This window comes from Ignavibacteriota bacterium, from assembly GCA_013285405.1.
GTDB lineage: Bacteria > Bacteroidota > Ignavibacteria > Ignavibacteriales > Ignavibacteriaceae > IGN2.
The window spans coordinates 152,401-169,087 of the sequence record CP053446.1; the positions used below are offsets into that span (position 1 = coordinate 152,401).

Consider the following 16,687-nt stretch of genomic DNA (forward strand, 5'->3'; position numbering starts at 1 on the left):
AGGAGTATCATGAAAAAAGTTGTTCTTCTTCTTGCATTACTTTCAACAGCAATTTTATCTCAGACTAACGTTACATTTCTTAGTAACCTGAATGAATATAGTTCATTCGGTTATAGTAATATCTGGGGTTATGTTGATCCTCTGGGAAATGAATATGCTCTTCTTGGAACCGGTAATGGAACATCTATTATCAGTCTTGCTGATCCGACGAATCCGGTTGAGTGCGCTTTTATTCCTGCACCACAATCTGCGTGGAGAGAATTAAAAGTTTGGAGTCATTATGCCTACGTTGCAACCGATGCTACCGGTAATGGATTACAGATAATTGACCTTTCTCAATTACCAACTACAGCAACACTTGTAAATACTTTAAATACATATTTCAATGATTGCCATGATCTTTTAATTGATGATGGTTATTGTTACACTGTCGGAGGAGATGGAGTGGGTGGTTTGCGCATACTTGATTTATTAAATCCGGTCATCCCGGTTCAAACAGCATACTATACCGGAAGCGGTTACATTCATGATATTTACATCTGGAATGATACGGTTGTTGCTAGTTGTGGAAGCTCACAAGAATATCACCTGATAGATGTAACAGATAAATCTAATCCACAATTCATTAGTGCAAGTCAGTCATTACCAGGAATTTATGCTCATAGCGGATGGATGACAGAGGATAAAAGATATTTTTTCGCAACTGAAGAATTTAATGTCAGAGATATGACAGTTTGGGATCTTCAGGATCGAAATACCTGGGACTTAAAAATTTCTTCGTGGGGTTTGAATAATAGTTCAGTTATTCATAATCTTTACATAATCGGAAATTATGCGCATATATCTTATTACACTTCAGGATATTTGGTTTTAGATATCTCGAATCCATTAAGCCCGCAAATAGCCGGGCAATACGATACCTATCCACAAAATAACAGTGGTAATTATGATGGAGCCTGGGGAGTATATCCTTTCCTGCCATCTGGTAATACAATTATTTCAGATATTAGTACAGGATTGTATGTCTTACATTTTGACGGAATGGTTCCCGTTGAATTATCATCTTTCACCGCAACTGCTTTTGAAAATTCAGTTATATTAAAATGGTCAACTGCAACTGAGACTAATAATCAGGGATTTGAAATTCAAAAAAAGATTGATAGTGATTTTTATTCCATCGGGTTTGTTAGGGGTGCCGGATCAACAACTGAATTACAAAATTACTCATTCACTGACAGGAATTTAGTAAATGGGAAGTATGAATACAGAATAAAGCAAATTGATTATGATGGAAGTTTTCATTACTCGGATGTTGTTGAAGTGGAGGTAACTGACGTAAAAACTTTTTCATTAAGTCAAAATTATCCTAATCCATTTAATCCTACGACAAATATAAAATTTAATATTCCTAATGCAGGTTATACTACTCTTTCTATATATAATCTGATTGGAGAAAAAGTCAGTGAACTTGTAAATGAAGTACTTGTTGAAGGCGAATACAACATTTCGTTTGACGCAAAAAATCTGCCGTCAGGAATTTATGTTGCTAAACTGACAGCAAATGGATTTAATCAAACGATCAAAATGACTTTATTGAAATAAAAAATAATAGATTAAGAAATATTTCGGCTTATATTAATTACCTTAAAAGGTACTTGTGATTTCTGTGCTTGTGATGAAGAAATTATAATTCATCTGGTTGATGAGACGAATAATGGATTTCCACCAAAAGAAATTGTTGAGATATTTGTATCATATTGTTTGGAAGCCGAATCTCATTGTAATATTGACCTGCATCATAATTTGAACCTCATTATCAAATACCTGGTAAAATCAGAGCATCATTAGTTTGTGTTTATGATGTATCTGCAAATGAGATTGTAAAAATTATAGATGTTGGCAGTTTTGCTACCGGAATTGCAGCGAGTGAGAATTAAGCTTACTATTCTATTTGTTTACTGAGGTTTGAACTGTAGAATTCCCGAGGTAAAATAAAAGTACATTTTTCTTCCTTAAGAAAGTCGATTATTTTTTTGAATTCATTGAATTGGTTTTCATCCCACATATTTGGATGAATTTGAAATACAATATAGTTGCTGCTGACTGAATGATTTTTTAGAAATGAATTAAAGTCCGGATTTCCAACTGGAAATTCCATCTCTTCACTTCTATGCAGAACAAGTTTATCTGAGTCATCCCGACCGAAAAACCAGACTTTTATCTCATCAAATGCATCAAGAGCTATGGAAGTGTTTTCATCAATAGCATTTCCCGGAGCTCCAAAAGTTTGCATAGTGAAATCAAGTTTTTGCTTCGAAAGATCAAGTGCTTTTTTAATTTGTTCTTTCTGAAATTCAAGCGATGAATTGCGGAATTCATCATATAAATCTCCATTCGGATGTTTGACTCCGAGCCGATGATCATAACCATGAATCCATAGCTCTACATAACCTGTTCTATTCAGATACTTCAAAAGTCCGGGATATCTTTCATCATCCGTTTCCAAAGAATTTACGACCAGACCAACACTTGATTTTATTTTTTCAGAGACTACATAATCAAGAAATTTGTACCAGTTTTTCGAGATAACATTTACTTTATCGTGCACAAGATCATCTGCTTTTAGTATTACAAATTGCCTGATATCTGTTTTGCTGCTTGTTTCTGATTGACAAACAGAAGAACTGACCATCATAAGAAAAATCAGTGGAAATATTTTCAGAAAAAGTTTCATTTACAGGTAAATATCAAATTATAGTTGAATTGAAAATTTAATTTAATTACAGATTTTCAGCACTAAATGTGTCGCCATCTTCCAGGTTGCCCGCATTGAATCCTTTGTAAAACCATCTCTTTCTTTGCTCGGAAGTACCATGAGTAAAACTTTCAGGTACAACATAACCTTGCATACTTTTCTGAATACGATCATCGCCAACTGCACTTGCAGCGTTTAACGCTTCATCAATATCCCCCTCTTCAAGTAAATTTGCTCTGTTTGCATAATGAGCCCAGACACCAGCAAGGTAATCAGCTTGCAGTTCGAGACGAACCAAATATTTATTGAATTCTTTTTCGCTCAGTCTCGACCGCAAAGAATTCACTTTCTCATTTATCCCCAGCAAAGTTTGAACATGATGACCAACTTCATGAGCAACAACATACGCCATCGCAAAATCTCCAGGAGCTTTAAATTTGGTTTTTAGTTCATCATAAAAACTCAAATCGATATATAATTTATAATCGCCCGGACAATAAAAAGGTCCTGTAGCTGCGCTTGAAAACCCACACGCAGATTGAACGCTTCCGGTATAAAGTACAAGCTTTGGATATTTGTACGTCAATCCATCTTCGAGGAATAATTGTGTCCAGACGTCTTCGGTTTCAGCAAGAACAACAGAAACGAATTGAGCTAATTCATTTTCTTCGGCAGTTCCCTGGTAAGAAGAAGTTGTAGTGTGATCATCAAGCTGTGAAGTGTTCATTATCTGTGAAGGATCTCCACCGAGGAAATATATTAAAAGAATAACTACTACACTCCCTATTCCTCCACCGACCATACCTTTAGAATAACCACCACGGCGATCTTCGACATTACTGCTTTCCCTTCTGCCTTTCCAGCGCATACTTCATTCCCTTTCTATTATGTTTTTTGGATTCAGACAACAGCTAATGAATTCTGTATGCAAATATCTTATCAATATCAGCAAAAGCAAAACCGTTTTTTGTTAAATTTAACTTATTGATTAATATTTGAATAATCATTTACAAAATTATTGGCGGTATTCAATATGCGTAAAGTTATTTATCCAGGAACGTTTGATCCGGTCACTTATGGTCACATTGATCTGATTAAAAGAGCAATAGAACTTTTTGATGCTGTTGTTGTAACTGTAGCAGTCAACCCCGGTAAAGCACCATTGTTCACAACTGAAGAAAGAGTAAATATGCTTCAGGAAAGTTTGAAAGATTTTCAGAATGTATCAGTTGATTCGTTTGATGGATTAGTTGTTGATCATGCAAGGATAGTCGGAGCTTCAGGGATATTAAGAGGACTTCGTGCGGTAAGTGATTTCGAGTATGAATTTCAAATGGCATTAATGAACAGAAAACTCGCAAATGATATTGCAACTGTTTTCCTGATGCCGCATGAGAAATTTACTTATCTCAATTCAACAATTATCAGAAATCTTGCAAGCCTTAAAAGTGATGTGAGTGATTTTGTCCCACCAATTGTTGTTGAAGCATTAAAGAAAAAATTCCAGATGAAGTAGTGATTTGATATTGGAAACAAAAAAGGCTGCCCAATTAAGACAGCCTCTTTTGCAGTTTAATAGCTGAGATTACTATCAGCTTAGAAAAACTATTGTAACAAGAAGGAAAAGTGCGCTGAATACAAAACTTGTTATAATATTTAATGCCGTATCACTTTGCATAGTATTTACCAGACTTTAGTTAAGATGATTTTAATTGCTTGAATTTTTCAACTAACATGCCGTTGCAAAATTCGAATTTAATTTGAATTTTAGATGATACCAGCGAATTAATGGTAATTTCTACTCTTTTTCAGGTTAAATCAGGAATTAATAACGGAATTTCAAGCTTGTAATCTTATTGAATGTCAAATTTGTCAGTGAGTTTTCATTAACAAAAAAATCAATCGATATTCATTTCCAAACGGATAGAACATTTTGTTATCGACTTGAAAATTAAGTGTGTCACTGTTTATCAACTTGTTTATGGTTTGCAGTACAAATAATTTTCAATGGTAAATTTTTATTATTTAACTAATCATCAAAATACAGGGCTGAAATTATGAGCTTAAGTCTTATCGCTAAATCAATAAAGCCCTCTCCCACCCTTGCACTCAACGAAAAGTTCGCAATTTTAAAAGAGAAAGGTGATCCGGTAATTCACCTCGGTGGAGGAGAGCCAAAAACCCGAGTTCCGATGGAAGCTATTATGGCGACTGTCGCTCACGTAAATACAGGTGAAGTTCGTTATGCACCTGCTGATGGAATACCTGCACTCAAACAGGCAATCATCAGATACACAGAAGAGTTTTATAACAGAAAAGTAACTCCTCAACATATCATTGCTTCAAGTGGTGCAAAGCAAGCAATAATGGTTGCACTCCAGGCAATACTAAATCCACAGGAAGAAGTAGTTTTTCCAGCTCCATACTGGGTAAGCTATCCTGATATGGCAAGATTGATTGGTGCAATTCCGGTTTCTGCACCTGCTGAAGACGGAACATTTTATCCCGCAATAAAAGATATTGAAGATCGCGTTGGTTCATACACAAAAGCTGTTATCATCAATAGTCCGAACAATCCAACCGGAGCAATGTACTCGGAAGAATTTATTTCTGATATTGTTCAGTTCTGTGAGAAGAAAGACATCTGGCTAATAATGGATGATATTTATCATCGTTTAATTTTTGATGGGAAGAAACCAATCAACGCACTAAAGTATGCAAAGAAACAGGATGAAAATTCTAAGATAATCATCATCAACGGAGTTTCTAAACAATATGCAATGACTGGATTCAGAATTGGCTGGGCAGTTGGTAATAAAAAAGTAATTGCAGCTATGAGCAATATTCAGGGACATCAAACATCAGGACCATCTGTTCTGTTACAAAAGGCTGCAGTTGGTGCACTTAATGGAATTCAATCTTCTGTTGAATCACTCAGAGTTACACTTGAAAATAACAGAAACGTTATGATAGGTCTTCTCAATTCATTTGAAGGAGTAAAAGTAACGAAACCCGATGGGACGTTTTATTGCTTTGCAGATTTCAGTACATATAATAAAAATTCAAACGCACTCTCAGCTTTTCTCATCGATAAAGTTCAGGTGCTAACAGTTCCAGGTGCTGAATTTGGATTAGAAGGATATTTAAGATTGAGTTATTGCGGAACGATAAAAGATATCCAGGATGGAATTGAAAGAATGAAATGGGCACTCGATCCTAATTCACCTAACGAACTTTACATCGGTGATAGAAAATTAGTGAGGGATTGGTCATGAGTAAATATTTAGAATTCGATACACCAGCAACCAAACAAGCGATGGAGCTTGCTTCTGATTTCAGATTGAAGAATCAGGGTTTTACAGATCTTGACAGAGTATTCTGGAATCTTCCTGATGAAGCATTATATGAAGAAGCAATTTTCCGAAATGAGGGAAAGCTAACTAAACACGGTCCATTATTAGTAAACACAAAACCACATACAGCCCGCGCTGCTTCAGATAAATTTGTTGTTGAAGAACAATCGACAAAAGATAAAATCTGGTGGGGAGTTTATAACCGTCCTTTCAGCCAGGAGAAATTCACATCAGTAATGGCAAGAGCAAGAGCATATCTTCAGGGTGAAGAATTATTTGTGCAGGATGTTTACGCCGGTGCTGATCCTGATTATAGATTGAAAGTTAGAATCATAACAGAAAAAGCATGGCACAGTTTGTTTGCAAGAAATATGTTTCTAACAATAGCTAACAAGGACGAACTAAAAAACTTTATTCCTGATTTCACAGTCATCGCATTACCAGGTTTTAAACTTGATCCTTCAATTGACGGCTCAAGAACTCAAACCGGAATACTTCTGAACTTTGCTGAAAGAACCGCAATCATTGCTAACTCACTTTATGGTGGTGAAATAAAAAAATCTGTTTTCACCGTTCTGAATTTCCTTTTAACATTTGAAGATGTTCTACCGATGCATTGCTCTGCAAATGTTGGAAAGTCGACTAGACCCGGCTCTGACGGGAAAGGAGATGTTGCATTATTCTTTGGATTGAGCGGAACTGGTAAAACAACTCTTTCTGCTGATCCAAATCGTCTTCTTATTGGAGATGATGAACACGGCTGGAGTTCAAACGGAGTATTTAATTTTGAAGGCGGATGTTATGCAAAAGTAATCAGACTTTCTGCAGAAGCTGAACCGGAAATTTATGCAACTACCAGACGATTCGGAACAATACTGGAAAATGTTGTATTTGATTCCGTCAGCAGACACATTGATCTTGACGATGATATGATAACTGAGAATACACGTTGTTCGTATCCAATAGATTTTATTCCAAATGTGGTTCCTGAAGGATACGTTCACAAACATCCAAAGAATGTTATCTTCCTGACTTGTGATGCATCTGGTGTTATGCCTCCGATTGCAAGACTGAATCCTGAACAAGCTCAATATCATTTTATCAGCGGTTACACTTCTAAGATTGCCGGAACAGAAATCGGACTTGGCATTGAGCCACAGATAACTTTCTCAGCGTGTTTCGGTGGACCTTTTATGGTTCGTCATCCTTATGAATATTCGCAGATGCTGAAAGAAAGAATGTTGAAGCATAAATCAAACGTATGGCTGGTAAATACAGGATGGGTTGGTGGAAGATTCGGAGTTGGAAAACGAATCAGCATCCGTCATACGAGAAATCTTTTAAATGCAGCACTCGAAGGCAAGCTTGATAATGTTAAATATAGAAAAGATAAATTATTCGGATTTGAAGTTCCTCTCTCCTGTCCCGATGTTCCTGAAGATGTTCTCGAACCATCCAACAGTTGGGGAAACAAAGATGAGTACTGGAAAAAATACGATGCACTTGCTGCAAGATTTGTAGAAAACTTTAAGCTCTTTGCAGACGGGACTGCTGAAGAAGTTAAGAAAGCAGGACCGGTGAGGTTGAAATAAAGGCCCCCTCCAACTCCCCCAAAGGGGAAGAGTAAGAAACTTTTTCAAGAACGGGTCTTTGACCCGTTTTTTATTTCAACAAAATCATTTTCTTTACTGTGGTATTGAAAGCTTCCAGTTTGTAAAAGTAAATGCCTGATGCCAGAGAACTAGCATCAAATTCAACTTCATATAATCCTTTCTCCTGATTTTCACTTACCAAAATTTTTACTTCCCTGCCTAATATATCATATATAATTAACTTAACATTGTGATATGACAACAACTCATAAGCAATTTTGGTTTTTGAGTTGAATGGATTTGGAAAGTTATTATAAAGGACATCATAATCAGCAGGTGGATAAAATAGTTCTGATTCAAAATTTACATTTTCATTTTTTCTAACATTTGCCCAGATATCATAACCCGTTCCTTCATTACCTGGATTTTCGTAAGAAAAAATAATTTTATCATTCAAAATATCTGAACTATTAGATCCATTGTAATTATCATAATATGGATCAATGAATTCATACTGATGCAACAGATAAGATTCCGTTTCCCTTCTATTATCATTCGCATAAAAACCGATTACATCTAAATTGGAATTGTAGGTAACAAAAACTTTTTGATTATCAAACTCAACAATATTAAGCTGGGTTGGACTGTAACTATAATCACTAAAACTATTTTCAAATGTGTAATTATCATCCTTGTCGTAAATTCTTTTTAAATAAATCTTAGTGCCATCCCTGTAGAAGATTACAAAATTGTTTCCTTTATTTTTGCAAATGAATTCGGCGATATATGAATTCACTGAGTCGATGATAAATCCCGAAGAACCATTCCCATTTTTGTCGAAAAATTTTCCCCTGATTTTATTGTCAGAGGAATAATTTTGATAATCATAATTAACGTATGAAATAAAAGTATTAAATAAACTATCTACTGAAACTGTAATTGGGTTAAAGCTAATGTTATTTGAGGAGTGAAGTAACGTCTTTTCGGGAATGATATTATTAAGATTTTTATCAAATATTCTCATAGATGCACCATTCTGGTTATACCAGCACACAAGTATTTCATCGTTTGAGTCAACACTTAGAGAAACATCGTACTCATAATAATTATTGCTCTGTTTCACTAACTTATTATTTCCAATTTTTTCGCCTGAATTACTTACTAACTGCAGAAAAGCACTACTAGTAGAATAATTTTCGTTACCACTGAAAGCGATGACAAATGTACCATCTGACAGACTTTCAGCAGTCTTATTTTGCAAAAGCCAATACTCTTTATCAGTTTCATTTATCTGTATATTTCCACCCATCGGTTTAAATTCTGCATCATAGACCTGAGCGTATAAATCAAAACGTCCGTTTCTTTGATCCTCCCAGAGAACAATTGATCCACCTAATTTGTTAAATTTTACAATCGATTTTTTTTGACTTGAACTACCAATATCATCGTGGATTTTATTAAATGCGCCAATGGGTTGAAGTTCAAAATTAAATTTTTGTAAATAAATATTTTGATCATGCCGTACATAAATTTCCGGAGCAATAAAAAAGTGATTATCAAACATGTCTGTTAGTCCGCTATAGTAGCCATAACCTGAAATCGATGAATTATAACTGACCTTAACTGTATCACCAATATATTCCCCGTTGGATTTTATTTTTTGGAGATATTTACCATCGTAACCTAGCCAGAGTACAATAAAAACGCTGTCTTTATCTGATGAGACATCAACAGGATTCCATGAAGTACCCGGGTGTCTATAGATGCTGAAATCATCCGTGATGAAGTATCCATCTGAATGAAAAATTCTACCACCCACACCTCCACCACTTAGAGGATAGTCAAAATCTTTTTCCCAGGTAATTAGAAAATGACCATCATCGGTTGAGACAATATCAGGAAAATAATTACGTGAACTATCATTAGGACTGCTGACTAAGACATTTCCTCCAATTTTTTGTCCAAAGCTATTAATTATTTGAAGATAGATTTTGGAGGAGGTGGGAGCCGTAGCTGCACTCCACGTCAGACAATATTTCCCGGTTTGGTCAACGTCAATAGTCTTGCCTCGACCAATACTTGAATAGCTTAGCTGGTAGTCGTTAACATTAATTTGCTGTCCGACAGAATTTCCTAAACTATCAAATAGCATAGCATAAATTTGATTATTCCCACTATAGAATTCAGTACTCCACATTACCATAAAGGATCCATCATTACTTACAGCTACTGATGGTTCTGAAGTATTCCATCCGGAAGTGTTGGTAACTAAAATATTATTTCCGACTTTTTGTCCATACTTATTATATCTTTGAGCCATAGCAACACGAAAATCTCGAAGCCATACAATTACAAAATTTCCATTTTTATTCACAGAAATAAACGGAGAGTTATTGCCATTCAAAGGATCTTCATTTACTAAAATATTAATCCCAATTCTTTGATCATCACTATTGAAAAACTGTACATAAATCTGTTCCTGGCTGTTTCTGTAATCAATCCAAGTAAACGCATAGTTTCCACTTCCATCCATCGCACCGCAAACTCTGTTCTGATCTGCTCCATAATCTCCATCAAATGAATTAACAATGAAATCATTTTTAATGAATGGAAGACTGCCTTCATCAGTGGTGATTAAATTATTTTTGCTCATTGGTGCATGATCAAGGAATAATGAATCATTTCTGAATTGATAATCTCGGTACAGAACTCCATTTCTTTCAACAACTTGTCCAACGGATTCTCCATCAAATACCATTAATATGTTCAGGATTACCATAGTAAATGAAATTTTTAGTTTCATATTAATTCCTTATGCCAATTGCTTTAATTAATTCACCTTATGAATATCAAATTAAAAATAAAAATTTATTCCAATGCCAATATGCGTTACAAATTCAGAAGTTGAATATTCAATTGAGCGAGTAATTGTTTCATAATTATCTATATATCTGTAATCATATTCTGAACTAGCATTAGTATAAATAAATCGAATATTAGAATTTAGTGATAGCGATTCATTAAATAAATATTCTGCACCAAATCCAAAATCCAGATGCCATGGTGAATTCATTTCTTCCAGATAATCCGCCATATTATCTTCAATAATCGGTCTTGGTCCAGGACCAGGATATAAATTCTCCTCGCTCACATCTGCAAAAGCAAATTGTCGCCCGAATCCAGCAAGCGCATATATATTTACATTATTAGAGTTGAATTCGAGAAAATAATATTTCAAGCCCAAGCTAAAGTCAAATAAGTATAAACCATTTGTTGTTTTTAATCCTGAATCAAAATCTTCAAATTCGTTTCGTCTATGATACTCTGAACTCAATTCACTGTATGTGGAGGAATAAGAGACATCGAGTGTTAACATTACATCTGATACTAGTGCATACGCTAGCTGACCTTGAATATTTATTTCGTTATTGGCGTAGCTGGAGATTAAGACATCAGGCGGATTATAGCTATAATATTGAATTACAGAATATATTGTCCCTGAGTAATATGGAATTAAAAGCACACCAAATGACCACTTCTTTGTCTTAAAAGGTTTTTGATAGATAATATAATTTTCTGGCTGATTGTTATAATCTGTGCCGATTTGCTCGGAACTTGAAATAGCAGAAAGCTTAGCAAGTTCTTGCTGCACTAACTGTTCCTCTGCTATTTTTTCCAGCCTGGAATTGACAAATATATTAATCTGGTCAACATCTTTTATGAAACCCTGGTTTGAAGTATAAACAGTTCCTAATTCTTCTATTGAAAGCTTTTCGACTGCCTTTGATACGATCGATTCATCCTTATTGTTCAGATAACGAAAATTAATCTTTGCACCATCAATGCTTGTAACTAAACAGGGATATGTTCTACTATCGGTTAATAGAAGTGTATCAGGATAAGGAATTTGTGCAAAAAGTAAAACCGGGTACAGCAAACAAATGACTGTTTTCATAATTGACCCCACAATAATTTTGTTGATAAATAATTTTTAAAAGTAGGCTGTATAAATCGGATTTCGTCTGGTTGAAAATTAATCGTTTTACTAAAATACCTGGGTAGGAAATACTACTGAAACTGCTTAAGAGAATTGATGTCAGAAAATATTTTATTTCTTTATTCACCAGGATTTTGCCAGTAAGATAAAGTTTAATGAAAATAGTTTTTATAAGTGATTATAAATTTGAGGAATTTTCTATAATCATCAGTTTAAATATAGCAGTAATCATTCTTAAAAAGTTCAAAGATTTAAATGATTGAGGTGTAAAAATATGTCCCTGATATTAGTTGATAAATGCGAAACAATTTATTGAAATGTTTTTCATTTTGATCAATTAAGGAATATCTTGTATATAATATATAGCTATAAATTATTTATTACTTACGACGTATGAAAAATTATCCGTTTATTCTGTTTGTGATATTAAATCTTAATATAACTTCTAATTCCCAATCGCTCACAATCGAACGCGCATCTGCATTTATCGAATCTATGATAACCGATAGCGACTCTCTGGGAGCTTTTGTTCTTCAAGAAGAACTGGAAATTTCAAAAAGATTGAGCATTACCTATGATGGGGTAAAAACTAAATTTCTTATCTCGTATGAAATTCCTCAGCAGGTTATCAAAGAAATCAAAGAAGAGAGCTTAAAGTACACACTTTCTATCGAGAAGATTGACGGAGAATTTTCTATCTTAAATTTTAAAACAGATAACTTTAAAACTAAATATTATTTCAAGAATGGTTTTCTAATTTCACCTCCCTATTTTTTCAGCAAAGGTTGGAAGAAAATAGAGTCTGAGCATTTCATTTTTTATGTAAGTGAACCGGAATTATTCAACCAGTATTCCGTTAACCAGCTTGAAGATTTTGTAAAAAATATTTTTTCTGTTTTGAAATTCACTGATGAAGAAAAGAAAACCATTCAAAAAGAAAAGCTGATTTATATTCTCTGCAAAGATGAAAATGAAATTGAAAAGCTTACTGGCTATAAAGCAAGAGGAATGGGCAATCTCGCTTATGATTATGTGATTACTACTTACAACTGTCATTATCACGAAGTACTTCATATTTTATTAAATTTTAAACTTAAGAGTTTACCCTTATATACTCATCCATTTTTCCAGGAAGGATTCGCAGTTGCTTTTGGTGGGCGCGGAGGTTATGAACCGGGTATTATATTAAATCTTGGAAAATTTCTTGAGCAATCGGAATTTCTGAACAAGAATCAACTTCTCAATGCAGATGAGTATAAATCTTACGACGTTTCGATGAGCTATCCTTTGAGCGGTTTGTATAACCTATTCCTCATTCAAGAGTTAGGAATTGATAGTTATTTAAAACTTTATTTGAAATACAGCTCAGGAAATGTCACCGGATCTGTAATAAATCCTGCTGACCTTCCGGAAGAAACAAAGTGGAATAATTTCGTAAGCAGTTTTACAAACGATGGTGAGATAGGAATAAATTTTGGTAATCCATCCCATCAGGGCAAGAATGAAGATTTTAAAACACTGATCGAAAATTCAACTTTAACCCTTAAAGAAAATGAGGAGTTTTATCTTTTAGAAACTATAGGAAATATCCTGATTACTGCAAATGATAAACAAGAAAATTATCACAGCAAACTTTTTAATGAATTTTATCCTGATAAAAATTATAATGGCGAAAAATATTTAATCAAAGTAAATGACAGTGAAGCTGCGATTTATAATATTTATACAAATAATTTAATTGCAAACTATGTAAGTGGATTCAGCATAGATATGAAACCGGTTCCAAAAGAAAATGGTTATTATAAATTTTTAATGAATCAAATTATATTTGATGAGAAAGAAACAGAATGGATATTAAAAATACAGGATTAAAAATGATCAATACATTATCGGATCTTTTCCTTCGTGATCTTGAAAAATTAAAAACAGAAATTTCTTCATTCAGAGATGAAAAGAACCTCTGGAAAATTTCCGGAGACACCCACCTGGACGGCGGGCAGGTAAAAAACTCATCCGGGAATTTGTGCTTACATCTTTGTGGAAATCTTCAACATTTCATAGGAGCTATACTTGGAAATTCAGGTTATATTAGAAACCGTGATGCAGAATTCAGCCAAAAGAATGTTCCCATTCGTGAACTGGTGGCTGAAATTGAATTAACGAGTAAAGTTGTTAAGCAGACATTAGAATCTTTAACTGAGTCTTCACTAAATAATATTTACTCCCTTTACTGATATCCCTTGGCTGTGATCATAATGCCAGCAGATAATTTCGTTTTCATCTGTACTTGGTTTTTCTTCTATTGTGTCGTCTATTATTATTATGCTTTCTTGGCTTTCTATTTCTCTTACTGTTGATTTGATTAGAGCCCATAGTCCCGATGGTGTAAAATCTTCTGAACTCAAAAACCTGGTCACTTTGTCGTGACTAATCTTCCCTTCTGACATTGCTGAAAGACCGGTAGCTGTTGTATATGAAAACGAACTCATTAAATAATCTGAGTATAGTTCTAAGAATTCTTTTTTCATCTTTTACCTCTGATTTTTGTCAACTGAAATCTAACTCTTTTTTATATTTTTGCGTAAGGTGAGTTAGTAAGTTGCATCAGGAGAGAATAGAGCTGCTTGGTTCGGAAAGTTTTTTTGTAGAAAATTAAGTCTAAGTCAGATATGACAGTTCTTAGAGAACTGTCATATTTTGTTATCAGTCATTTTTCATCAATCAGTTGAAGTCAATAATTTATAGAACGGAATAAATATAACTTTCGTTTCGTTTATTATAGTTTGATCTGAATAATTCATATTGATAACGAAAGCTTGCTTAGGTGAATATCTCTCTATAAAACTTCTGAGTGCGCGTTTAATTGTGTTATTTCTTATTGCTGAATATTTAACTTCAATCGGTATTACTTCGCTGCCCTTATTAATTACAAAATCAACTTCGGCTTTATCTGTTGTTCGCCAGAAATTAATCGTCCAGTTTTTCCAGAGCAAATGCTCATTAATTAAATTTTTTATAAAGTTCTGAAATACAAACCCGAGTTCATTTTGATTTTGCAGCAGCATAAAAGAGTTATTCGCAAAATTTCTCAATCCATAATCATAAAAATAAGCAGTCCGGGATTTGGTTAATTCTTTTAAAGAGTTACCTATAAACGGACCAATAGTTTGTATCACATAAGTTTTTTCAGCATACCACAAGTATTTTTTAAGCGTTATCGTTGATATACCAATTGCCGTCGCTAATTTTGAGTAGTTCAAAAGCTTGCCCGTTTGAGATGCTAAGATTTTAATTAACAAGCTGAAAGCATCAGGTCTGTCAATATTTAAAAGACTAACAATGTCTTTCTCAATATAACTTCTATATATCTCGTCAATTATTTTTTTCTTTTCTTCTAAATTATTTTCAGTAACAATTCTTGGATATCCCCCAAAACTCAAGTACTCATTAAGCAGCATTTCTGTTTCTTGATTTTCTAAATTAAAATAATCATCAAGCTTATCTTCATATCTGTACTCTGTTTTATAATTTACAAATTCCTTAAAAGTTACCGGCAGAAGCTCGAACAATCTCTTTCTGCCAACTAAAGACTCCTGGATTTTTTCTTTTAGTTCTAAGCTGCCCGAACCGGATAAAATGAATTTGTATGGCAGGTGTAGATCATAAATTCCCTTTATAAATATACCGGCATTTTCCTTTCTTTGTATCTCATCAATAAAAACGTATCCATCATTGCCAATTTCCAGCTTAATTTTGCTTAAAAGTAAATCCTGATTTTCAAAAAATCTTTTATCATTTTCATAATCTAAATTTAGAAATAATGCCTTTTCTCCAGTATCTTTTAGAGAATTTAATAATTCAAGCATTAAAGTTGTTTTACCAACCTGTCTTGGACCTATAATAATAGAGATTTCTTTTGCTCTGAGATGATCTTTTATTTCATTATACAATAAACGTTTTATAAGCATTTTTTTGATTTAACCCGATATTTTTTGAAGTCAACTTATCAAATAATCGGGTTATCTGCAAATCTAATGTCACTTATTAAATTCTTCTGATGCAAGGTACGTATTTAATTAGAAATGACAGTTCTTTGAGAACTGTCATATCTGGCAAGTACTGAAGAAGTTAAGAAAGCCGGAGACCGGTGAGGTTGAAATAAGGCCCCCTCCAACTCCCCCAAAGGCGGAGAGTAAGAAACTTTTTCAAGAACGGGTCTTTGACCCGTTTTTTATTTTCACAGTCAAAATGATATTGATAATCTTGATTCTCTGAATTAAATTTGAATAAAATTAAAGATATAAAAATGGAATACAGAAATATTATAACAATGAATGCCCAAAAAAGAAGCGGAAAACCATGTATTCGAAATTTAAGAATTACTGTTTATGATGTTTTAGAATACCTAGCTTCTGGAATGTCGATAGACCAGATATTGAGTGACTTCCCGGAGTTGACAAAAGAAGACATTTTCGCTTGCCTCAGTTTTGCCGCAGATAGAGAAAGAAGATCAATTAATCTTTCTCAATGAAAATCTTGCTTGATCAAAATCTGTCCTTTAAACTTTGCTCAAAACTTAAAGATATCTTCCCTGATATAATTCACATAAAAGATGTTTCCTTAGAGGCTGCATCTGATGAAGAAGTGTGGCTTTATGCAAAGTTGAATTCTTTTATTTTAATTTCGAAGGATTCTGACTTCATTGAAAAAGCTGTAATAAAAGGTCATCCACCAAAAATTATTTGGATCAAGACAGGAAATTGTCCGACAGATCAAATTGAAATGCTGGTAAGGAAGAATAGGAAAATAATTGAGGAGTTCATTGCAGATAAAGAAAATTCGGTTCTTACAATTTCCTAAACTCAGCACAGCATTGTGAATTAAAATTAAATTATACCTTTAACTTTTCACGGATTTGCCTTTGGAAGAAATTAATAAAGCTAAACCTGTGAGGTTGAAAGGACAATTAATAATTTGCGGAGACAGGTTG

Annotated in this window: 14 protein-coding genes; 8 read left to right on the plus strand and 6 right to left on the minus strand. The window is 33.9% G+C overall.

Going from position 1 to position 16,687, the window contains the following annotated elements; translation table 11 throughout:
* Window positions 1-9 precede the first annotated feature (9 nt).
* Window positions 10-1,602, plus strand: a complete 1,593-nt coding sequence (locus HND39_00720) for a choice-of-anchor B family protein (protein QKJ94903.1) — start codon at window positions 10-12, stop codon at window positions 1,600-1,602.
* 340 nt (window positions 1,603-1,942) lie between these two features.
* Here HND39_00720 and HND39_00725 read toward each other — a convergent pair whose 3' ends face one another.
* The gene (locus HND39_00725; protein QKJ94904.1) at window positions 1,943-2,734 is read right to left on the minus strand and encodes a DUF2334 domain-containing protein; all 792 of its coding nucleotides are present in this window, start codon (window positions 2,732-2,734) and stop codon (window positions 1,943-1,945) included.
* 46 nt (window positions 2,735-2,780) lie between these two features.
* A complete protein-coding gene (locus tag HND39_00730) occupies window positions 2,781-3,623 on the minus strand; it encodes a metalloprotease (protein QKJ94905.1) in 843 nt (280 codons plus the stop codon).
* A 165-nt stretch (window positions 3,624-3,788) separates the two neighbouring features.
* Here HND39_00730 and coaD point away from each other — a divergent pair, with 165 nt between their 5' ends.
* From coaD to pckA, 3 genes are all read left to right on the plus strand, one after another.
* Window positions 3,789-4,271: a pantetheine-phosphate adenylyltransferase gene (gene coaD, locus HND39_00735; GenBank protein ID QKJ94906.1), complete on the plus strand. Its 483-nt coding sequence runs from the start codon at window positions 3,789-3,791 to the stop codon at window positions 4,269-4,271.
* Between the two features lie 541 nt (window positions 4,272-4,812).
* Window positions 4,813-6,030: a pyridoxal phosphate-dependent aminotransferase gene (locus HND39_00740; GenBank protein ID QKJ94907.1), complete on the plus strand. Its 1,218-nt coding sequence runs from the start codon at window positions 4,813-4,815 to the stop codon at window positions 6,028-6,030.
* Window positions 6,027-7,700, plus strand: a complete 1,674-nt coding sequence (gene pckA / locus HND39_00745) for a phosphoenolpyruvate carboxykinase (ATP) (GenBank protein ID QKJ94908.1) — start codon at window positions 6,027-6,029, stop codon at window positions 7,698-7,700. The genes HND39_00740 and pckA overlap by 4 nt, the downstream gene beginning before the upstream one ends.
* Before the next feature lie 70 nt (window positions 7,701-7,770).
* On the opposite strand, the gene HND39_00750 is transcribed toward pckA, so the two are convergent.
* Window positions 7,771-10,503, minus strand: a complete 2,733-nt coding sequence (locus tag HND39_00750) for a T9SS type A sorting domain-containing protein (protein ID QKJ94909.1) — start codon at window positions 10,501-10,503, stop codon at window positions 7,771-7,773.
* Window positions 10,504-10,554: 51 nt separating this feature from the next.
* Window positions 10,555-11,655 (minus strand): outer membrane beta-barrel protein, encoded by a 1,101-nt coding sequence (locus HND39_00755; protein ID QKJ94910.1) that lies wholly within the window; start codon window positions 11,653-11,655, stop codon window positions 10,555-10,557.
* Window positions 11,656-12,090: 435 nt separating this feature from the next.
* On the opposite strand from HND39_00755, the gene HND39_00760 reads away from it, so the two are divergent.
* Entirely contained in the window at window positions 12,091-13,569 is a 1,479-nt protein-coding gene (locus HND39_00760; protein ID QKJ94911.1) for a hypothetical protein, read from the plus strand.
* 2 nt (window positions 13,570-13,571) lie between these two features.
* The gene (locus HND39_00765; GenBank protein ID QKJ94912.1) at window positions 13,572-13,931 is read left to right on the plus strand and encodes a DUF1572 family protein; all 360 of its coding nucleotides are present in this window, start codon (window positions 13,572-13,574) and stop codon (window positions 13,929-13,931) included.
* Here the strand turns inward: HND39_00765 and HND39_00770 are convergent.
* Complete coding sequence (locus tag HND39_00770) at window positions 13,905-14,225, minus strand: hypothetical protein (protein QKJ94913.1); 321 nt, start codon at window positions 14,223-14,225, stop codon at window positions 13,905-13,907. The genes HND39_00765 and HND39_00770 overlap by 27 nt on opposite strands.
* A gap of 189 nt (window positions 14,226-14,414) precedes the next feature.
* Entirely contained in the window at window positions 14,415-15,665 is a 1,251-nt protein-coding gene (locus HND39_00775) for an ATP-binding protein (GenBank protein ID QKJ94914.1), read from the minus strand.
* A 338-nt stretch (window positions 15,666-16,003) separates the two neighbouring features.
* Between HND39_00775 and HND39_00780 the strand changes: the two genes are divergently transcribed.
* Complete coding sequence (locus HND39_00780; protein ID QKJ94915.1) at window positions 16,004-16,228, plus strand: DUF433 domain-containing protein; 225 nt, start codon at window positions 16,004-16,006, stop codon at window positions 16,226-16,228.
* Entirely contained in the window at window positions 16,225-16,557 is a 333-nt protein-coding gene (locus tag HND39_00785) for a DUF5615 family PIN-like protein (GenBank protein ID QKJ94916.1), read from the plus strand. Before HND39_00780 ends, HND39_00785 begins: the two co-directional genes overlap by 4 nt.
* Window positions 16,558-16,687 lie beyond the last annotated feature (130 nt).

What these genes read in the sequence shown, in the direction of transcription:
- HND39_00720 (QKJ94903.1), top strand. Translation starts at nt 10, where the DNA reads ATGAAAAAAGTTGTTCTTCTTCTTGCATTACTTTCAACAGCAATTTTA.
- HND39_00725 (QKJ94904.1), bottom strand. Translation starts at nt 2,734, where the DNA reads ATGAAACTTTTTCTGAAAATATTTCCACTGATTTTTCTTATGATGGTC.
- HND39_00730 (QKJ94905.1), bottom strand. Translation starts at nt 3,623, where the DNA reads ATGCGCTGGAAAGGCAGAAGGGAAAGCAGTAATGTCGAAGATCGCCGT.
- coaD (QKJ94906.1), top strand. Translation starts at nt 3,789, where the DNA reads ATGCGTAAAGTTATTTATCCAGGAACGTTTGATCCGGTCACTTATGGT.
- HND39_00740 (QKJ94907.1), top strand. Translation starts at nt 4,813, where the DNA reads ATGAGCTTAAGTCTTATCGCTAAATCAATAAAGCCCTCTCCCACCCTT.
- pckA (QKJ94908.1), top strand. Translation starts at nt 6,027, where the DNA reads ATGAGTAAATATTTAGAATTCGATACACCAGCAACCAAACAAGCGATG.
- HND39_00750 (QKJ94909.1), bottom strand. Translation starts at nt 10,503, where the DNA reads ATGAAACTAAAAATTTCATTTACTATGGTAATCCTGAACATATTAATG.
- HND39_00755 (QKJ94910.1), bottom strand. Translation starts at nt 11,655, where the DNA reads ATGAAAACAGTCATTTGTTTGCTGTACCCGGTTTTACTTTTTGCACAA.
- HND39_00760 (QKJ94911.1), top strand. Translation starts at nt 12,091, where the DNA reads ATGAAAAATTATCCGTTTATTCTGTTTGTGATATTAAATCTTAATATA.
- HND39_00765 (QKJ94912.1), top strand. Translation starts at nt 13,572, where the DNA reads ATGATCAATACATTATCGGATCTTTTCCTTCGTGATCTTGAAAAATTA.
- HND39_00770 (QKJ94913.1), bottom strand. Translation starts at nt 14,225, where the DNA reads ATGAAAAAAGAATTCTTAGAACTATACTCAGATTATTTAATGAGTTCG.
- HND39_00775 (QKJ94914.1), bottom strand. Translation starts at nt 15,665, where the DNA reads ATGCTTATAAAACGTTTATTGTATAATGAAATAAAAGATCATCTCAGA.
- HND39_00780 (QKJ94915.1), top strand. Translation starts at nt 16,004, where the DNA reads ATGGAATACAGAAATATTATAACAATGAATGCCCAAAAAAGAAGCGGA.
- HND39_00785 (QKJ94916.1), top strand. Translation starts at nt 16,225, where the DNA reads ATGAAAATCTTGCTTGATCAAAATCTGTCCTTTAAACTTTGCTCAAAA.